The sequence below is a fragment of the Hassallia byssoidea VB512170 genome, from assembly GCF_000817785.2.
In the GTDB taxonomy this organism is placed as follows: Bacteria; Cyanobacteriota; Cyanobacteriia; order Cyanobacteriales; family Nostocaceae; genus Hassallia; species Hassallia carrinoi.
This window is the reverse complement of sequence record NZ_JTCM02000041.1, coordinates 19,126-35,468: the sequence shown is the minus strand read 5'-3', so window position 1 is coordinate 35,468 and position 16,343 is coordinate 19,126. Positions and strand designations below refer to the sequence as shown.

Genomic DNA, 16,343 nt, shown 5'->3' with positions numbered 1-16,343 from the left:
CCTAACTCCTAACTCCTAACTCCTAACTCCTAACTCCTAACTCCTAACTTTTATCTGCTCTCATTCAACTGCACCCTACTTATGAGAGTGCGAGGAATTTCGATTACACGACCTTTTTGGTTTAAGTAAACTGATATTTCATCCCGGCGAATCAACTGACCAATCCACTCTTGCTGTCCGTCGTAGGGTTGGGAAGTAAAGACAATTACAGGAAATCCTTTGAACGACAGGTATTCCCTGTCGGTTGTCAGTTGCCGCGAAATACCAGGACTTGACACCTCTAAAACGTAAGCATCTGGAATGATATCCGATCCATCTAAGGAGGCTTCTAAAGCACGGCTCATCCGCTCACAATCATTCAATCCAGTGTCCTGTTGGGGATTGCGGATATCTACCCGCAACACTGGCGGACGTTGGTTAGTATGAAAAACTACCCCAACGACTTCCAATCCCAGTTCTTCTGCTACTGGTGTCGCCAAATCAATAATTTGTGGGACTAAGGGATGAGTCATGCAATAATTCAATAAAAAAAGTGGGCATTGACCCACTTCCTGCGATAAGGATATCTTCCAAGAAGTATTGTGCCGAACCAAAAATGGTTCGACCTAAATTGAGTTTAGCGCATTTCTTTTGGGGGGAGAAGTGAGAAATTAATAATGGGGAGTGGGGAGTGGGGAGTGGGTAATGGGGGAATGGGTAATGGGTAATGGGTAATGGGTAATGGGTAATAGTTATTTTTGTCCTCCTTGTCCTCCTTGTCCTCCTTGTCCTCCTTGTCCCCTTGTCTCCCCATCCCCCCCTCTCCTACTCACCACTTGCCTTATTCCTAGTTTGTAGTAAAGCAGAGCTTTTAGTCACAACTGTGGTGACTGATGTTTGCGATCGCATTTGTCGAGTTTGTTGGATAATTTGCGCTATATCCTCGCGGGATAAGCGTTGGACGTAGTTAATCTTGACTTCTTCCAAAAAGTCAAACACTAAGCTTTGAATTTCTGAAAGTACTTGTTTTTTCTGCATTTCCACTCCCAAGGCTTCGCTAAAGCGTTCCAGTAATTGACTCGAAAGTTTTGCGGCTACTGGATCTTCGACGGCGCTAACTAAAGCGTTGTAAAGGTTTGTGGCGATTTGAGTTGATAATTGTTCGCTCAGTTGAGCCTGCATCTGTGCTACTCCGGGGAGGTTGTGCAGGTTGCGATAGATGGGGGATTGATTGAAGGCACCATCTATATTGTGATGCAATATGGCAACTATCTCTGGTTGGATTTTGGGTAGCACTTCATAAACGATCGCTTTGATAAAGATACCTGCGATCGCTTCCACTTCATTAATATTATTAATATCTACATACTCAGAATGATTCTCTTTTTGCAATAGCCAGCGCGTTAACTCTCCCTGCTTTATCGATCCTTGAATCTGGTTAATTAACCTAACTATGACAATTTCTGTGAGTTCTTCGGCAAAATTGGCGACAACTCCTTGATTAATTTGCTTTCTTACTGGTTGTAGATTCAATAAATGCGCTTTATCGAGGCGAACTAACACAGGTATTATTCGCAACCATCGCCAAAATGGAATCAGCAAAAATAAATCATACCAGCGCCATAAAACTGCATCTAACCAGCTAAAACCTGGATTGCGCCGTCTGATGTAAAAAGTCCGCGCCAGTAATTCTAAAGCAAAAAAAATCACAAATGGTAAATCTATTCGCCAAAAATTATCAGTAAATTCACCGTTTTCGCCAATTGTGCGGTAGTAGTCTGTAGCGATTAAAGGTTGAATTTTCTGGTTGAAAAAAGCAATTTCTTGATTCCACCCATTTTCAGTTAAATAAGCTTGACTCCAAAAAGTGTCAAACGCTTGTTTCGCAGATTTTACAGATGTGCGATCGCGCATTCTATTTTTGATTTTTTCCAGCGTCCCACCCTTATTTACTGCCGCAAAAGGATTACCGTCTATCATCTCAGTGCTAAGACGCCGCAATTCTTCAAGTTGGGTTGCACTTTCTGAGGATTTTAACCCTGTTTGGCTTACCTGTTCTTCTAGTAACTTGACATTTGCTAGATAGTTTTCTGTTTCTCGATGCGGTTCAATACCTTTTACTTTGTCATAAACCTTGGTAATTTGGGGAACTTTTCGCAAGTAGAAATCCCGCCAAGGAATATAACTTAAATCAAACAAACAAATGCATAAATTAATCAAAGCAATAATTGCCATTAAGCGCTCAAACCATAGGTTTCGCCGCTTGTCCAAGTTTATTTGAGCCATTCGCTGATAAGTGGATTTTAGAAATGTTCCTTATGACATAGGACTTACGCACTTCCTTCGTCATCAAAGCTTGAATTTACGTAGGGGCAATTCATGTAGCCGAAGGCTATTGCCTCTACAAAACTTTAGTTTTGCGGCAGTCCTATGACATCTCTAATTTATGTGCTTTATGCTGTTTTCAGTATATATCCACTTTTAATTTAAAATCAGTCTACAGAAAGATGACAAAAATTTATTTATAGTATCCACCTAATTTTATTTAGATATAACTTAATTTAATCAAAAATAATTAATAATGAGGTTAAATAAACTAAAGATCAGCTATTGACCCGAATATATAGCTGATTTAATCAAAAGGAGTTTCAACCATGTGGTGTGGGTTTGGAAAATCAAGCATTCCTGTTGCTGTTGTCTGCCTGATAACAGCTAGTGTAGTAATTTCAGATACAGCTAGTGCTGCTCGCCAACGTAATTATAGTCCACAACAATTCCGTGCAGTATTGCGGGGATTGGGCTATAGCGTTGACTTAACAAATACACCCTTAACGGATGCGAAAACTAAAAAAGCAATTCGTGAATTTCAAACAGGGTACAAATTAACACCAGCTGATGGCATAGCAGGACCAAAAACTCAAGATTTTGCCGCGAATATAATTCAAATTTTACAGGCAAACTTGAATGCAGTATTGAAGCCTAAAAATCCTCTACCCCGCGATCAGTTTTATGGTTCGCGGACGGAAGCAGCGGTTAAAGAAGCTCAAAAAAGATTTCAGTTACAAGAAACTGGAATTGCCGATCTAGCATTTCGCCAGAGATTGAACGAAGAAGCAAAGACAAGCGGAGGTCAGCCGAGTACTCAGCCAAGTCCTGCGCCGACATCTTCACCAACCCCAACAGCGACACCGACAACCAGACCAACTACAAGACCGACAACCAGACCGACAACCAGACCAAGAACAAGAACTACGCCAACACCAACGGCGACACCAACGGCGACACCAACGGCGACACCAACGGCGACACCAACGGCGACACCAACGGCGACACCAACGGCGACACCGACAACTTTACCTGAGGTGGTGCCTTCACCAACAGCTTCACCAACACCTTAGGTACAAGCAAAAAATGATGACATTATTAGCTCATTTCATCTGAGTGGGTTCTTCTAAGGGTCTGCCTTTAGGCACGGGTAGAATTGGGCGGCGATCGCTGTAAGGCATGGGTATGTATTGCACGCTGGGGCGTCCGCCTTGTGGTTGCGGATACATATCCATGAGATCGTAAATTGAACGGGGCAGTCCGACTGTTATGGGCAGCCCCATTTCTGTAGCTTCTTCAACTGTGATCGGATAATCGTGGGTGACGCGTCCTGTAGTCAAGGCATCAATGATAGATTCGATATTTTCTGGCTGAACTTTCTGTGTGGGAATATTGTCTTTCAGTAGAGTCCTGACAAATCGCTGCACTTGCTGGATTGCTTTGCGTGACAAATCCGCCATAATCAGGGTTTGGTCGTCAATTTCACCGATGGGTTTATCTTCCACAACTTTGATGATACTCGCAGCCGGAAAGTTACCTAATTGCGGATCGACTGGTCCCAAAACAGCGTTAGCATCCATGACGATTTCATCAGCAGCCAGAGCAAGCATTGTACCGCCACTCATGGCATAATGAGGTACAAAAACAGTTACTTTTGCCGGATGGCGAATTAAGGCTCTAGCGATTTGTTCGGTTGCTAAAACCAAACCGCCTGGAGTGTGCAAAATTAAGTCAATGGGGACATCTGGGGGGGTGAGACGAATTGCCCGCAGTATCTGTTCTGAGTCTTCGATGGTAATGTAGCGCGAAATAGGAATTCCTAATAAGCTGATAGACTCTTGACGGTGAATCAGCAATATCACTCGGCTTTTGCGTTCTTGCTGGAATTGTTGGAGAGAACTCACCCGACGATATTCAATCTGACGTCTTTGCCAGATAGGTTGCAGGGAAGACAAAAGCAGGAAAATCCAGAATAAATCTCCGATACCAAAGCCCATAATTCAAATTTTCAACTTCAAAATTTACAGCACAATCTTGGCAGACATTCCAGCTGCTTACTTTATGCAAGTAAAAACGTGTCAGCTAAGGATTGACTGCAAAAATAGGCGTTGTCGTCATTATTCTGACAATATTTTGCAAATCGCGAGTCTATCTGAAGGGTTAAAACTGACAGGATTGCAGTTTTGCAACTAGCGCCCGCATTCATCCAAAACGCTGATTGGAGGCAATGCAGGGAAAGTCAGAATTATAAATTATATCAGCTAACAAATTATGAAAAGCGATTATATCTTTATACAAACCGTTGCGTAAGTCCTATTATTTATAAAACTTTCAAAAAATCTGCTATATTTTTATACTACCAGTCTAGTATTATCCCTGAAAAAAGATAAAATATTTTTTCGTGTATCGGCTATGTCTAATAGTAAATCACTACTGCACATGAAGCCGCTGTACGGGCGTTTGTGTGTGGGATAATTTGTGATTTAAATAACATGAAGTTAAAAAAGCGATCGCGCTTCAACAGCACCAGAAAAATTTGGGTGTTTTGAAAAGGCGAATTTGCACAGTATAAGTTCAAAAAGGTAGGCTTAAACTCAGGAGAAGATAATGAGTAATTGGGCACCAGGACATCAACTAAAAGATAGTCGATATATTATTAGAAAAATTCTGGGAAAAGGAGGCTTTGGTATAGCATACTGGGTTTTAGATACAAAATTGAGTCGAGACGTTGTAATCAAAACTCTCAATCCAGAATTAAAAGCTCAAGCATACTTTGAGAAATTACAGCAAGATTTTTATCACGAAGCACGATGTTTAAGTCGATGTTCTCATCCTCATATTGTGCAAATATACGATTTTTTTTCCGAGTCAGGACTAGAATGTATTGTCATGCAATATATTCCCGGTGATAATCTCAACGATAGAGCATTTCGGGGAATAACACAACAGGAAGCATTAAATTATATCCATCAAATTAGTGCAGCCTTACAGGTTGTTCATAAAAATAACCTGGTGCATCGAGATGTGAAGCCAGCAAATATTATTATTCAACCAAGTAACAATGAAGCAGTATTAATTGATTTTGGAATTGCTCGTGAAGTTGATATCAAAATTAAAACTAGAGCCTTAACTGAATGTTTTGCACCTATTGAACAGTATTCTGTAGATGCTCCGCAAGAAGCTTATACAGATATTTATGCGTTGGCTGCAACGCTATATTTTTTGTTAACTAAACAAAAACCAGTAGATTCCCAAACGAGATACTTTCACATTAATCAAAGTGGAAAAGACCCTCTTATATCTCCACAGCAATTAAATCCCCGAATTAGTCCTTACACAAATAATGCCATTCTTCAAGGAATGAAAATCTTTGCTGCTGAACGACCCCAGTCAATTATAGAATGGTTAAATTTGCTTGATAAGGCTCAAAAGAAAGAGGTAAGCCCAATAAATTTAACTTCAGTTCTACAGACAACCTTGCCTCAAACAACAATACGTGAAAATACAACTTTATTTAATAATAGAGACAATCAACAGCAATTTAACTCGACATCCACAAATAGACAAATAACTAATTTGCCGTGGATTATTGCAGGAATTGCTACTTTAGCCCTTGCAGTAATTTTCATTGTACCTGACAAGCCGACAAATTATTGTCAAAAGCGGGGGATTTTAACAATATGTCGTCGCATCGCTGATGTTCCAAATGTTCCCGCACTTACACAAGTTCTCTATGGAGGTTCTACACTTTTTTCATTATTGAATAAGTTAGAAATTGCCCGTCTACAGAAATATCATCCTCAATTTAAATTAGAACATACGGACAAGTTTCCATCTGGAGAAAATCCTGGGTCTAGTACGGGAATAAAATGGTTGATTGAGGGTAAAATTAGTTTTGCCCAGACTGCATTAATGATGACAGAAGAACCAAAATTGTCAGCTAAAAATAAGGGTTTTACACTTCGAGAAGAACCTATTGCTTATGATGCTGAAGCTGTTTGTGTAAATTCGGGATTAACTTCCCAAATGTTGAAAAGTTTAACTTTGGAAGATTTACGGAATATATTTCAGGGTAAAGTCACAAATTGGCAGCAGTTGGGTGGACCCGATCTCAAAATTACTCCTTTTAGACTTAATCGGCAACAAAAACAAAGTTATGTACTAGTAAAATTTCAAGAAACTGTATTAAAGAAACAAGCTTATGGGACAAATGTTCAAGAGTTCGCTAACCCGACAGAACTCATAAAAGCTCTTGCTGAAACTCCTGGCAGTATCACTACGCTGACAGTCTCGCAAACTATCAACAAAAAAGAGATGCGCGTTTTACCTATTGCTAAAGATAAGAATTCTCTTGCGGTGTCTCCTTGCGCTGACGACAAATGTACTGCTGTGAATAAAAACCTGATTCATGAAAATTATTACCCGCAAGAATTAAACGGCAAACTATATGTAGTTATCAAACTTGATTCTGGATTTGATGAGCAGGCAGGTATTGCTTATGCCAACATAATATTAAGCGATGAAGGACAAAAAATGGTAGAAGAAGCGGGATTTGTACCATTTAGAAGAGTGACACGATAGCTTTGAGCGATTTGTATGGCACTTTTCTATTTTTTAATCACGCAAAGGTGTAAAGTGTTTCTTAACGCCTTTGCGCGAAATTTTACTCATCATCTTCATCTGGCATCATGCGATCGCCCAAACTGGCAACAATAGCGATCGCTACTCCCAAATCTATTGACTGCAAAAATAGGCGTTGTCGTCATTATTGTGACAATATTTTGTAAATACCGAGTCTACCTGAAGGTTTAAAAAATTTGTCAGAATAATCGGGAGAGTGTCAAATCTGTGTGTCAATATTATTTTCGTCGCCAAATCTTGATGGTGTCGTCATCACTACCGCTAACTAAGGTTCGCCCATCGGGACTGAAGGCAACGGTTCTGACATAGTTGAGATGACCAGTGAGAGTGCAGATTTCTTTAGCTGTGCTTGCGTGCCAAATTTTGATAGTTTTGTCCCAACTAGCACTAGCAAGAAGTTGCCCATCTGGACTAAAGGCGACTGACCAAACTGAGTCCAAATGCCCAGTGAGAGTGCGAAGTTCTTTACCTGTACTTACTTGCCAGAATTTGATAGTGTTGTCAGCACTACCACTAGCAAGCAATTGTCCATCTGGACTAAAGGCGACAGAGTTAACATAGAAAAAATGACTTGCAAAAGTGCAAATTTCTCTACCTGTGTGTACTTGCCAAAGTTTGATAGTGTAGTCAGCACTGCCACTTGCGAGAATTTCTCCATCTTGGCTAAAGGCGACTGACCCAACTAAGTCCAAATGACCTGTGAGAGTAGAGATTTGTCTGCCTGTCTTTATTTGCCATAATTTGATCGTGTGGTCAGCACTACCACTAGCAAGCATCTGTCCCTCTGGACTAAAGGCGACGGAATTAACCCAGTTAGAATGACCTGTGAAAGTAGAGATTTGTTTGCCTGTATTTACTTGCCATAATTTAATAGTGTCATCCCAACTGCCGCTGGCAAGAAGCTTTCCGTCTGGGCTAAAGGCGAGGGAATCAACCATGCTGGAATGACCGGAAAACCAACGATTAAAATTACGTAATAGTTTGCCGGTTGTTAGTTGCCATAACTTGATATTATTGTCATTACTACCACTGGCAATTAGTTGCCCATCAGGACTAATAGCGATCGCCTGAACCATGCTGGTATGACCTTTGAGGGTATGTACGCATTGCCACTCTAGTGAAGCTACTACAGCAGGTTTTGGGATTTGTGGATTAGGTGTTATCAGTTGGCTCTTAAGTGTTGATGGTACATCTTCTCCAACATCAGCAGCCAATAAATTCAACCACTCCTGCACGGATTGGGGGCGATAATTTGCCTGCAAATCCATAGCCTGCATAATTGCCTGATTTACTCTGTCACTAATATTGCGATTGAAGCGTTGCGGTGGTTGCAGGGGAATATTGTTGCGTCTGTCTTCTGCACTCGTGGGCACAACTCCGGTTAATAAGTTATATAAAGTGGCGGCGAGGGCGTAGATATCAATAAATTCTCCCCGTGGTGCAACTAAATCATACTGTTCTGGAGGGGCAAAACCAGGAGTGCGATATACTGTATGTTTTTGGACAACATTAGGGATAAAATCTCTCGCAATACCAAAGTCAATCAACACTGCTTCTGATTTGCCAGAACGAAGCATAATGTTACGCGGCTTGAGGTCACGATGCAGCAAGCCTTTATTGTGAATTACCATCAACGCATCACCAATTTGTCGAATATATAGTAGGGCTTCTGCTTCTGATAGCAACCTCACCCTTGCCAAACGCTTACCTAAATCTTCTCCTTCGACATACTCCATTACCATGCAAGGAAATTTGCCCTCATCGAAGATAGTTTCTACCTCCACTATATGAGGATGGCGACACACAGCTAAACGAACAGCTTCATCGCGAAAGTCTTGCCGTAATTTGTCGCGGTGCTGTTTCCAAACCGGGTGATTAAGAATTTCTTCTTTGAGGGTTTTAATTACTCGTAGTTCATTGCGTAGGTTTCTGGCAAGATAGGTAATGCCAATTCCACCTTCGCCTAGTTTGCTTTCGATAATGTAGCGCCCTCCAAATAAAGGCTGCCCCGGTTTCCACACCATTGTTAACAATTACCAAATGCTGCTATTTATTTTTGCAATATATCGTAGGGTAGAAAGGTAGATAATTTTTTAATTCTTTGGTATCATTTCACTTTCGGCTTACAATACTTAAATTATTCAATCTCTTTGAGGATAAGGATTTTATAGTCTAAAATCCACACATCCAAAATATCAAATTATATTAACTTTTCCCCCAATCTTAGTTACCGACTTCTCCAGGCATAGTACCGGAATCCTGCATTTCGCTTTTGTAGCTACATAAATTACTAAAAAAGGTAAGATGTAACGGACTGTAACTTCAACCACCTTTGGTAAGAGAAATTTAAATTGCAAGTGAGCCAGAATCATGTTAAAAAATCTCAACTTGAAACAACAATTTACAGCTCTGCTGATTATAATTCTTGCATTAGGTATGAGTTTAAGTGGATTTGCTCTGTCTTCTGTGCTGAAGCAGAATGCGAGGCTTGATATTACTTCAACCGCTCTCATGCTTATGGAAACGATGACTTCTGTACGTGATTACACTAATACTCAAGTTAAGCCACTTTTGGATAATCAACTAGAAGCTGAGTTTTTGCCGCAAAGTGTGCCTGCGTACTCTGCACGGGAGATTTTTGATCATCTGCGAATGAATCCGAAGTACAGGGACTTTTTCTATAAAGAAGCCACGCTTAATCCCACTAATCTTCGAGATAAAGCTGATAATTTTGAAACTACAATTATAAACAATTTCAAAAAGAAACGCGATCTCAAACAATTAAGCGGATTTCGCTCAATGCCAAGTGGGGATATCTTCTATATGGCTCGTCCGCTGACCATTACTGAAGAAAGCTGCCTCAAGTGTCATACCTCACCGGATATGGCACCTAAAAGTATGATTGAGCGTTATGGCACAGCTAATGGATTTGGCTGGCGCATAAATGAAATTATTGGCTCTCAAATTATCTCAATACCAGCAAGTAAAGTAATTAGCAAAGCTAATCAAGCTTCTTTTGTTATTCTCGTAATTATATCAACTGTTTTTCTTACTGTTATCTTTTTAGTCAACCTCTTTTTGAATCAAAAAGTTGTTCGTCCTCTCAAACGGATAACTCGCGTAGCGGAAGAAGTCAGTACGGGGCATATGGATGTAGAATTTGAGCAATTATCTAATGATGAAATCGGTCAACTTGCCAGAGCATTCAGACGGATGCAGTTAAGTTTGGAAATGGCAATGAAAAGAATTAAACGTCGTTCGGAAAATACAGGTAATTAATATAGCAACCCGAAAAAATTTCTGATTTTTAGTGTTTAAACTGTTTTTTCATTGATTATTAATAATCCAAACAAAATGATTGTTTAAATTCAAATGCTGCCTGCAAATCAGGAATTTCTTGAGCTAATAATTTCACAAATTCATCGGGCGAAATATCAGGATTTTCAGCTAATGTCTCTTCTATAATCAAACTTGCTATTGGTCCGATGTGGTAAGCTAGCTGTTGCTGACAACGCCTAATGAATGCAGGTTTGAGTGAGTTTACTGGTCGAATTGGGGAAACTTGTGGAGTAATAGGCATATTAAATTGGCTGACGGTATCTGGGGTTTTTAACTCAGAAGAGTAAAGTTCAGTAACAAATACCTCAGAAGGTAAATTATTCATCGTTCCTTGTAACTCTTCAGGTTTTAAAGACTGCAAATCGGTGAGAACTTCCTTTGCTCTTTGGTATCGCTTCTGAGGCGTATCTGCCAACATCTTATCAAGTACTTGAGCAAAAGCATCGCTGACGTGGCTGTAGAGACGCCATTTCCATTCTAGAGAATACCGATCCATTAGTAGAGATGGATCTCTACCTGTTAGCAGTACAACAGCTGTTACTCCCAAAGCATAAAGGTCGCTACTGGGAGAACACAACCCCAAGCTAATTTGTTCGCGGGGAGCATATCCGACTTTTCCTACAAGAGACATTTTACCAACAAAGGTCGCCTGGTCTGAATTTCTAGTATCGTTCAGTTCCGCAGCAATTTGCTTTCCGACGCCGAAATCAATTAGCACTGGCAGATTTTTCTTGTCAGCTAACATAACGTTGTCAGGAGAAATATCTCGATGGATAATGTTATGTTCGTGAATATATTCCAAAACAAGCAAGAGGTTTTTTAACCAGTTTATAACCTCGTCTTCGGAAAAATTTTGTCCCTGTTTTTGAAGTTTTTGCAACAGGTTTGAATATGTTTGACCCTCAATATATTCTTGTACCAAAAACAGCCGCCCATCTCCTTCAAAACAAGCCAAGAATCGAGGGATTTGAGGGTGTTGTAGCTGATGAAGAATTTTTGCCTCTCTTTTAAATAAATCGCGACATTTTTCTAGCCCATTCTCTCCTGTACCAATGGGTGCAAATTCTTTCAGCACACAAGGTTCGTTAAAGCGACGAGTATCAAACGCTAAGTACGTTCGTCCTAATCCCCCTTGTCCAAGAAGTTTTTGGATGGTATAGCGGTTATCAATTAGAGTTCCAGAACTTATTTCTGGTTTTGTTAAAGGAGATTGTGTCATCTCATCACACTCCTAGCGATTTTTGGGAAAGTAGATATATAAATATTTGTTGTTTAAGTCAGGCAAAAGGAAAGTCCGTAGGGTGTGTTACTGCTGAGGGTACGGCATCTTGAATTGTTGACGGTGCGTTGCGCTGCGCGGCAACACACCCTACTAAATATGTATCAAAATAATTTTGAGGAAAAATGCAAATAAATTGTTAATTTTTATGACGCACTTCTTAGTTGACTTGATTACTGACTAACCTTTGATTTTTCAGATTGTTCTTCAAAGCGTAGAACTGCGGGTGTTTGCTTGACTCGCTCTTCGAGTGGTATAACTTTTTCAACTAATTTAATGAACTGCTGGTAGTTAGGTATTTTAGCAGTAGGAACATAACCAGCATCTGCTGTAATATCTGCTGGTGCTTCACTCATCGCTTTTTGAATTTGCTGTTGTAAATTACGTTCTACAGTTGATCCTAACAGCACAACACCTGAAGGAATCCATCTACTTGTGTGTAAAATTCTAAATTTTATTGTGGGAAATTGATGGCGATAAAGCTCGAAATCGATTTCTGATAAAGCACCAGCATCAACGCTGCCTTCACTAAGCCATTGTAGTATTGTTTTCGGAGTAGGGGCAAAACGGATTTGCGCGAGGGTTAAACCATAAAGGTCATACAAAGGAACGTAGTAACCAGCTGCGGAACCTTTTTGCCCTAAGGCGATGGTCTTATAAGCTAAGTCGCCTATCTTTTGAATTGGTTTATCATCTAAGACTACGAGTAAGGAACGTTGTCGGCTACTGACTCCCCCCATTGAAAATAAAGGAATGTAAAGTTCTTTGTTGATTGCGATCGCTACTAAACCAGGAGGGGCAAATACAATATCCCACTGTTTGCGTTGAATTTGCTCAATTGCCTGCAATTCGTTGTATGCAGGTTCTAGCTCTACAAGTGAATGAGTTTTTTGTGCTATATACTCTTTGAAGCGATTGTACTTGTCTAGAGAAACCGTTCCTTGTTCATAGCTGACCACGCCAATGGTCAGTTTTTTGGGAGTGTCAGTTTCTTGTTCTAAACCACATCCTACCGTAAGTAGCAGAATTAGCACTATCTGTAATAGCAGAAAACGGCGCGAAAGCATAGTTTTTTAACAAAATGAAAACTTCACAGCCACACCGCGCATCGCTGTGTCAATTTCATTATCTCTAGTTTGATGTATTAAATTAACGTGAGTTCGACGAATGTAAAAAACCCCCCTTAATCCCCCCTTAGAAAGGCTACGGTGTACACACAAGTATGACCAGCATAGGTTTCAAGTCTTCTAGTAATTTCTTGGGGTGCGTTATGGACACGCCAAAATAACTTTTGAGTTCGCCAAAATAGCTTTTGAGTTCGCCAAAATAGCTTTTGCGATCGCCAAAATAGCTTTTGAGTTCGCCGAAATAGCTTTTGCGATCGCCAAAATAGCTTTTGAGTTCGCCAAAATAGCTTTTGAGTTCGCCAAAATAGCTTTTGAGTTCGCCAAAATAGCTTTTGCGATCGCCAAAATAGCTTTTGCGATCGCCAAAATAGCTTTTGAGTTCGCCAAAATAACTTTTGCGTTGACGTAGCCCGCCGCAGGTCAATCCTCATCCTCGTCCGGCATCAAATCTTCTTCCGTCAGCCCTTGTTGGGGAATGGCGGCAATAATTGCATCTATTACCTTGGCAACTGGTAAAATTTCAATATCCAGCTCGGGGAATTTTTGCCCTTTGGGAACGATCGCTCTTTTAAACCCCAATTTAGCAGCTTCTTTTAAACGCAGTTCCATTTGTGAAACTGAACGCACTTGTCCCCCTAAACCTACTTCCCCAATCAACACTGTACCTGGATCGACAATGCGATCGCGGAAACTGGCAACAATAGCGATCGCTACTCCCAAATCTACCGCCGGTTCTTCGACATTCAACCCACCGGCAGAAGCGACGTAAGAATCCAACTTCGACATGGGAATCCCCACCCGTTTTTCTAACACCGCAAGTATTTGCACTAAGCGATTGTAATCTACCCCGGTGGTGGAACGACGCGGTGAAGAATAGCTAGTAGGACTTACCAAAGCTTGTAATTCTACCACAATCGGGCGAGTTCCTTCGCAAGCAACGACAATTGCTGTACCCGGTGCGGGATCGTCGCGATTTCCTAAAAATAATTCCGAAGGGTTGGCAACTTCCCGCAACCCTTGTGACACCATTTCAAAGATACCGATTTCGTGAGTTGCACCAAAGCGGTTTTTGACTGTTCTTAATAATCGATGGGAGGCAAAGCGATCGCCTTCAAAGTACAATACTGTATCTACTAAGTGTTCTAATACTTTCGGACCTGCGATCGCTCCTTCTTTGGTGACGTGTCCGACAATTAACATGGTAATATCTTCGTGTTTCGCCACTTTCATCAACGCGGCAGTACATTCCCGTACTTGCGCTACCGAACCCGGTGCTGAAGTTAACGCGGGAACAAATACTGTTTGAATACTATCAATTACTGCCACATTCGGTTTTAGCGAGTCTATCTCGCGTAAAATTTCTTCTAAATCTGTTTCTGGCAATACATATAAATCTGCACCGATACTTTCGGAATTTTTTGGTTGTGGTGCTTCTTCTACTAATACTACTTTGCCATTTTCCTCGCCTAATTCACTTTGGTCTTTTGATACACCTAAGCGAGAAGCTCTCAATTTAATCTGCTGTCCTGATTCTTCCCCAGAAATGTAGAGAATGCGATATCTTTGTGCTAAGGCATTTGATACTTGCAGCAGTAACGTAGATTTACCGATGCCCGGATCGCCGCCAATTAACACCATAGAACCGGGAACTACACCACCACCAAGCACTCGATCTAGTTCTCCGTAGCCAGATTCCCAGCGCATTACTTGGCGATCGCTAATTTGGTTAAAAGTTAAAGATGCTCGTGCTTTTGGTGTTTTAACACCAGACTTACCATTGTTCTGACTGGCTTGCCAACCACTGACTCCCCCACGACTGGGCACATCCACCGAAGATTGTTTAATAATCTCCTCCTCCAAAGAGTTGTAAGTACCGCAAGCTGGACACTTACCAAACCACTGAGGTGATTCTGACCCACATTCGTTACAAACAAAAAAGGTTTTTGGCTTAGGCATTCTTATATATTATTAATTAATCTTAATTATTTATTAATTTTTTACCCGATTAAAGTCCCAGAAAAGTAGTAGTTACAGCTTTTTCCCAATGAATTCATAGAATGATATCTTAATATTATGGTATTAAAAATTAATCTGAAAAATTTTAGTTAAGGAGCGTCGAGAAACTTGGAAAGTCATAAAGAAAAAATTCTAGTAGTAGACGATGAAGCTAGTATTCGCCGAATTTTGGAAACGCGCCTTTCGATGATTGGCTACGATGTGGTGACAGCAGGCGACGGTGAAGAAGCTTTGGATACTTTTCGCAAAGCAGAACCTGACTTGGTTGTTTTGGATGTGATGATGCCAAAGCTGGATGGCTACGGTGTATGTCAAGAATTACGTAAAGAATCTGATGTACCCATTATTATGCTAACAGCTTTGGGTGATGTCGCCGATCGCATCACCGGGTTAGAGTTGGGTGCAGACGACTATGTAGTTAAACCATTTTCCCCCAAAGAACTAGAAGCTCGCATTCGCTCAGTGCTGCGACGAGTAGACAAAACAGGTGCTTCGGGAATTCCCAGTTCTGGGGTGATACATGTTGCCAATATCAGAATCGATACCAACAAGCGACAAGTATACAAGGGTGATGAGCGCATTCGCTTGACAGGTATGGAGTTTAGCTTGCTGGAGTTGTTAGTCAGTCGCTCTGGAGAAGCTTTTTCTCGTTCAGAAATTTTACAGGAAGTGTGGGGATACACACCAGAACGCCATGTAGATACGCGTGTGGTTGATGTGCATATATCCCGTTTGCGGGCAAAATTGGAAGATGACCCCAGTAATCCAGAGTTGATTCTCACCGCACGAGGTACTGGTTATTTGTTTCAACGGATAATTGAACCGGGAGAGGAGTGAGATGGGGGGATGGGGGGATGGGGGGATGGGGGATGGGGGGACAGGGGGACAGGGGGACAAGGGGACAAGGGGACAAGGGGACAAGGGGACAAGGGGACAAGGAAGCTAACTTTTGAATGCGTGACTGTTGACTTTTTGACTTTTTGACCAATGACTACCGATCCGAATCGAGTTCTGCGGCGTCTACCCATCGTTGTTGGTGGATTAGGCGCTGTACTTTTGTTGATTAACCGTTTGTTGACGCCAGAACTAACTCAGTCTCAATCGCGTGGGGATGTGCTGGGTGTGATTTTGAGTGCGGTTTTGATTTTAACGGGTTTAATTTGGCAGCAGGTACAGCCGCGATCGCCTGATACTGTAGAATTAATCGGCGAATCAGGTTTTATACTTGCGCCCGATTTACCTGAAGCTGTCAAAACCGAATTAGCTTGGGCATCTCATTTATTGTTGACTAATACAGTCACGCGATCGCTTATAGTTTTTTATCAAGGTAAAGTTTTGTTGCGTCGCGGCATTCTCGCTACTAAATCGTCAGTTACACTAGGACCAATTTTAAAACGGGTGCTAGAAACGCAAAAAGCAATTTATCTAGTTGCTTTAAAAGTATACCCAGGAAAAATTGAATTTGATTATTTGCCAGAAAACACTCAAGGTGTAATTTGTCAACCAATCGGCAATCAAGGAGTTTTGATTTTAGCAGCAAATGCTCCTCGCAGTTATACCAAACAAGATGAAAAATGGATTGCCGGTATTGCTGACAAATTAGCTGTTACAATAAGCTCTAATTTATAAATTGGAAG

14 protein-coding genes are annotated in these 16,343 nt (G+C 41.0%); 5 read left to right on the top strand and 9 right to left on the bottom strand.

The window, feature by feature from the left end:
• Window positions 1-50: 50 nt before the first annotated feature.
• The 3 genes from rimP to PI95_RS18100 form a co-directional block, all read right to left on the bottom strand.
• Window positions 51-512, bottom strand: a complete 462-nt coding sequence (rimP, locus tag PI95_RS18110; RefSeq protein ID WP_039742270.1) for a ribosome maturation factor RimP — start codon at window positions 510-512, stop codon at window positions 51-53.
• Between the two features lie 104 nt (window positions 513-616).
• A complete protein-coding gene (locus PI95_RS18105) occupies window positions 617-793 on the bottom strand; it encodes a histidine kinase (protein ID WP_163518982.1) in 177 nt (58 codons plus the stop codon).
• Window positions 794-804: 11 nt separating this feature from the next.
• The gene (locus PI95_RS18100) at window positions 805-2,265 is read right to left on the bottom strand and encodes a hypothetical protein (RefSeq protein WP_236117098.1); all 1,461 of its coding nucleotides are present in this window, start codon (window positions 2,263-2,265) and stop codon (window positions 805-807) included.
• 368 nt (window positions 2,266-2,633) lie between these two features.
• Between PI95_RS18100 and PI95_RS18095 the strand changes: the two genes are divergently transcribed.
• Window positions 2,634-3,377 (top strand): peptidoglycan-binding domain-containing protein, encoded by a 744-nt coding sequence (locus tag PI95_RS18095; RefSeq protein WP_039742273.1) that lies wholly within the window; start codon window positions 2,634-2,636, stop codon window positions 3,375-3,377.
• Between the two features lie 30 nt (window positions 3,378-3,407).
• On the opposite strand, the gene PI95_RS18090 is transcribed toward PI95_RS18095, so the two are convergent.
• Entirely contained in the window at window positions 3,408-4,301 is an 894-nt protein-coding gene (locus PI95_RS18090) for an SDH family Clp fold serine proteinase (protein ID WP_039742277.1), read from the bottom strand.
• A gap of 610 nt (window positions 4,302-4,911) precedes the next feature.
• On the opposite strand from PI95_RS18090, the gene PI95_RS18085 reads away from it, so the two are divergent.
• The gene (locus PI95_RS18085) at window positions 4,912-6,885 is read left to right on the top strand and encodes a serine/threonine-protein kinase (RefSeq protein WP_052324861.1); all 1,974 of its coding nucleotides are present in this window, start codon (window positions 4,912-4,914) and stop codon (window positions 6,883-6,885) included.
• Window positions 6,886-7,163: 278 nt separating this feature from the next.
• Here the strand turns inward: PI95_RS18085 and PI95_RS18080 are convergent, their stop codons facing one another.
• Entirely contained in the window at window positions 7,164-8,969 is a 1,806-nt protein-coding gene (locus PI95_RS18080; protein WP_039742279.1) for a serine/threonine-protein kinase, read from the bottom strand.
• Window positions 8,970-9,315: 346 nt separating this feature from the next.
• Here PI95_RS18080 and PI95_RS18075 point away from each other — a divergent pair, with 346 nt between their 5' ends.
• A complete protein-coding gene (locus PI95_RS18075; RefSeq protein ID WP_039742282.1) occupies window positions 9,316-10,224 on the top strand; it encodes a Tll0287-like and HAMP domain-containing protein in 909 nt (302 codons plus the stop codon).
• Window positions 10,225-10,282: 58 nt separating this feature from the next.
• Here PI95_RS18075 and PI95_RS18070 read toward each other — a convergent pair whose 3' ends face one another.
• From PI95_RS18070 to radA, 4 genes are all read right to left on the bottom strand, one after another.
• Complete coding sequence (locus tag PI95_RS18070) at window positions 10,283-11,503, bottom strand: serine/threonine-protein kinase (protein WP_039742285.1); 1,221 nt, start codon at window positions 11,501-11,503, stop codon at window positions 10,283-10,285.
• Between the two features lie 233 nt (window positions 11,504-11,736).
• Window positions 11,737-12,630 (bottom strand): phosphate/phosphite/phosphonate ABC transporter substrate-binding protein, encoded by an 894-nt coding sequence (locus PI95_RS18065; RefSeq protein ID WP_039742314.1) that lies wholly within the window; start codon window positions 12,628-12,630, stop codon window positions 11,737-11,739.
• A gap of 116 nt (window positions 12,631-12,746) precedes the next feature.
• Window positions 12,747-13,121, bottom strand: a complete 375-nt coding sequence (locus PI95_RS18060; RefSeq protein ID WP_163518981.1) for a hypothetical protein — start codon at window positions 13,119-13,121, stop codon at window positions 12,747-12,749.
• Window positions 13,111-14,646: a DNA repair protein RadA gene (gene radA / locus PI95_RS18055; RefSeq protein WP_039742322.1), complete on the bottom strand. Its 1,536-nt coding sequence runs from the start codon at window positions 14,644-14,646 to the stop codon at window positions 13,111-13,113. The genes PI95_RS18060 and radA overlap by 11 nt, the downstream gene beginning before the upstream one ends.
• Window positions 14,647-14,814: 168 nt before the next feature.
• Here radA and rpaB point away from each other — a divergent pair, with 168 nt between their 5' ends.
• Window positions 14,815-15,543: a response regulator transcription factor RpaB gene (gene rpaB, locus PI95_RS18050; RefSeq protein WP_039742325.1), complete on the top strand. Its 729-nt coding sequence runs from the start codon at window positions 14,815-14,817 to the stop codon at window positions 15,541-15,543.
• Window positions 15,544-15,693: 150 nt separating this feature from the next.
• Complete coding sequence (locus PI95_RS18045) at window positions 15,694-16,335, top strand: cofactor assembly of complex C subunit B (protein WP_039742329.1); 642 nt, start codon at window positions 15,694-15,696, stop codon at window positions 16,333-16,335.
• Window positions 16,336-16,343 lie beyond the last annotated feature (8 nt).